This window comes from Lentzea sp. NPDC060358, from assembly GCF_042725365.1.
Taxonomy (GTDB): Bacteria; Actinomycetota; Actinomycetes; order Mycobacteriales; family Pseudonocardiaceae; genus Lentzea.
In genome coordinates, this window is sequence record NZ_JBHXCW010000430.1 from 1 (window position 1) to 3,007 (window position 3,007).

Below are 3,007 nucleotides of genomic sequence, written 5' to 3' on the forward strand. Positions count from 1 at the left end.
CCTTCCGGCTTTTCGGGGTGGGTGGAGCGGGGGTGCCGGGTGGGGCGGGGTGCAAGAGCGCCGAGCGGTGCGGGGGCGCCGAGTGGAGCGGGTGCGGGCTTGCCGAGCGCCGGGAGTGTCGGACCTGCTGAGTAGGGTGATACGCGGGGGTTCCCGGAGGCGGGGGGACGCCTGCGTCAGCCCGCCCGCGCGACCGGCATGTCCGCGCCCACGCGCCCGGCCTGGCTCGGCTCACCTCAGCCGGCGCCACTCACCTGGCGTGGACCACACGCCCCGTCAGGTGGCACCCAGACCTTCCGTGCCGCTCATGCACGGCCCACCCCACAACCCGAACCACGCGTGAGAGGCGCCTCCCGAAGCCGGGAAGCGCCCCTCACGCGGTGCTGGAGCCCGCTAGCGGTTCGGCCACTCCCAGCGGATGCCGAACACGCCCGGACCGAAGCCGAGCGCCACGGCGTGCACGCCGCCGCCCGAGTCCAGGGTCAGGTTGCGCCGCCGCGAAGGCGTCTCGTCGCCCGCCGGCACGCTGTACTGCTGCACGCGCGACGGCAGGTTCGTCTCGTCGAAGCGGACCTCGATCACGTACTCGCGGACCGGCAGGCGGAACTTGCGGGCGAAGGTGTTGTTGCCCTTCGGCGCGTGGCCCTCCGGGAAGACCAGCTGGTACTCCATGATGAGGGTCTCGCCGCGGGTGAGCGGGCGTTCGAACATCATCTCCGCGACCATGATGTTGGCCTCGTGGTCGCGGGCGATGCGGCCCAGGTGGCAGTTGCGCACGTTCAGGATCTCGGGGAGCACGTCCGACTCCTCGGTCTCGAACACGAGCGCCCACCTGTCGGGGCCGTCCTGCTCGGCGCGCAGGATCTGCCGCACCCACACCGACTTCTGCCCGCCGTCGGCGGAGATCTCGATGCGGTCGTGCTGGCTGATCCGGCCCAGTTTCAGGTCGGACGAGGTGTCGACCTTCGAGAGCAGGTTCGCCACCCGCTCGCGACGCGCCCACAGCGCGTCGATCGGCATCATCGTCGTCGGGCGGCAGCGGCGGCCTCGCGGGCGAGGCGGACCGAGCAGCGCCGACAGGCCCGACTGAGGTACGCCGAGAACCGACTCGAGGTGCCGCAGCGCCTCCAGTGATTCCGGGCGTTCAGGCCTTCGCCGTCCTGACTGCCAGTAGCTGAGCGTCGCGACGCTGATGGTGACGCCGCGCAGTGCCAACCTGTGCTGGATGCGGTCGAGGCTGAGTCGGCTCGCCTTGATCGCCGCCCTCAACGCTTCCGGGAAGGGTCCCGTCGTCAAGAGCTGCGCAAGGCTGCCGTGGCCCGTTGAGTCTGTGTCGTCAACGGTCAGTGTTGGTCGACCGGCAGCAGTCGTCATGGTGACTCCCCGCTGTCATAAGATCACGCCCCAGTGACCCTACCCGCCCGTGAACATCGCTGGTCGGGGCCGGATGGAGTCAATGGTTAATCCATACGGTTGATGAGTTCACGCTTTCGAGACTCATCTGTCAAGCGTAGCGAACCCGCCAGTAACTTGGTTGTGCGTTCACGCGCTGTGTCGGGGTGGCTCTAGTGTGTGCACAGTGGACGACTTCGACGCACCGGCGACTCGATGAGCCGCGTGCGGGTCGTGCCCGGCGGCCGGGCCGTCGAGGTCGAGCCGGAGCGGGTCGCGGGGTGGATCGGGCGATTCGCCGAACGGCACGGCGAAATCGACGTCCGGGTCTCCGAACGTGAGGTCGTCCTCTCTGCGGCGGACGGTGCGACGGCCGCGTTCGCGACGCGGGGAGGTACCTCTGTGGAAGAGGTGCTGGAGAAGCTGGCGGAGCCGCGCCGGATCGGGCTGGTGCTCGTGCGGCTCGGCGGGCACAGCGTCGGGGTGGCGTTTGGCGGGCGGGTCGAGGTGTCGGCCACGGACCGCAAGCAGGTGCACGGCCGGATCAAGGCCGGTGGCTGGTCGCAGCAGCGGTTCGCCCGGCGTCGTGAAGGACAGGCCCGCGTCGCGCTCCAGGCCGCCGCGGACGACGTGGTCCGCGTCCTCGTGCCCCGGCTCGGGCAGCTCGACGGGGTCGTCCTCGGCGGCGACCGGCAGGCGTTGGACGTGCTGCGCGACGACCGCAGGCTCGCGGGCGTCTTCAAGATGGCCGAGGACCGCGTCCTGGACGTCCCCGAACCCCGGCGCAGCGTCCTCGACGAGGCCGCCGGACGGGCCAGGTGCGTCGAGATCGTGATCCAGGACACAAGGGCAACCGGACCGGAGCCCGGCCGCATGGATACGGGTGAGGGTGCCTGAACCGGGCACCACCTACCCGCTGGAGCTGCAAGTGCGCAAACGAATGGTGATCGTGGCGGGAGCCGTGGCACTGGGTGCCGTCGGCATCGCGGTGCCCGCGCTGGCGCTGAGCGGTGGCAGCACCCCCGCGACCACGCCGACGACGTCGGCACCGGCCTCGACCACGCCGGTCGCGACCACCCCGGCCTCGACCACGCCGATCGCGACGTCGCCCGAACTCCCGCCGACCTCGTCGGTGGTGGCGACCCCGCCGGCCTCGACGACGCCGCAGCAGCCGCCCACGACGCGCCCCGAGCCGCCGAGCACGCGTCCGCAGCCGCCGACGTCGGCGATCCCGACGACGCCGCCGATCGAGACCACGCGACCGGGCCCCACCACGTGGACCCCGCCCGCGACGACGCCGCCGGTCGCCACGACCCCGGCCCGGTGAGGAGCCACCGCTGAACTGGGAGGCCGAGTTCACCGACTGCTTCGACCGGTACGCCGACTCGATGCGCTTCACCGCGTTCCTGATGAGCGGTAGCTGGCACGAGGCGGAGGACGTCATGCAGTCGGCGTTCTTGAAGCTCTACCTGGCCGGTCCGAAACTCGCGGACCGGTCGGGGCTCGAGCCGTACCTGCGCCAGATCGTCGTGCGGACGTTCCTCGCCGAACGCCGCAAGGTCCGGTGGCGCAGGGAGAAGCTCACCGACGCGCCTCCCGAGGGCCTGTCCTCCGC

At 71.2% G+C, this 3,007-nt stretch carries 4 protein-coding genes; 2 read left to right on the forward strand and 2 right to left on the reverse strand.

Translation table 11 applies throughout. From position 1 onward, the window contains the following. Nucleotides 1-393: 393 nt before the first annotated feature. Nucleotides 394-1,296, reverse strand: a complete 903-nt coding sequence (locus ACFWGZ_RS40480) for a hypothetical protein (RefSeq protein WP_229694335.1) — start codon at nucleotides 1,294-1,296, stop codon at nucleotides 394-396. Nucleotides 1,297-1,608: 312 nt separating this feature from the next. Between ACFWGZ_RS40480 and ACFWGZ_RS40485 the strand changes: the two genes are divergently transcribed. Next, nucleotides 1,609-2,289 (forward strand): acVLRF1 family peptidyl-tRNA hydrolase, encoded by a 681-nt coding sequence (locus tag ACFWGZ_RS40485; RefSeq protein ID WP_382456885.1) that lies wholly within the window; start codon nucleotides 1,609-1,611, stop codon nucleotides 2,287-2,289. A 12-nt stretch (nucleotides 2,290-2,301) separates the two neighbouring features. On the opposite strand, the gene ACFWGZ_RS40490 is transcribed toward ACFWGZ_RS40485, so the two are convergent. Next, nucleotides 2,302-2,727: a hypothetical protein gene (locus ACFWGZ_RS40490; RefSeq protein ID WP_382456886.1), complete on the reverse strand. Its 426-nt coding sequence runs from the start codon at nucleotides 2,725-2,727 to the stop codon at nucleotides 2,302-2,304. 53 nt (nucleotides 2,728-2,780) lie between these two features. On the opposite strand from ACFWGZ_RS40490, the gene ACFWGZ_RS40495 reads away from it, so the two are divergent. Then, nucleotides 2,781-3,007: RNA polymerase sigma factor (locus tag ACFWGZ_RS40495; protein ID WP_382456887.1), on the forward strand; the 227-nt coding region annotated here is incomplete at its 3' end.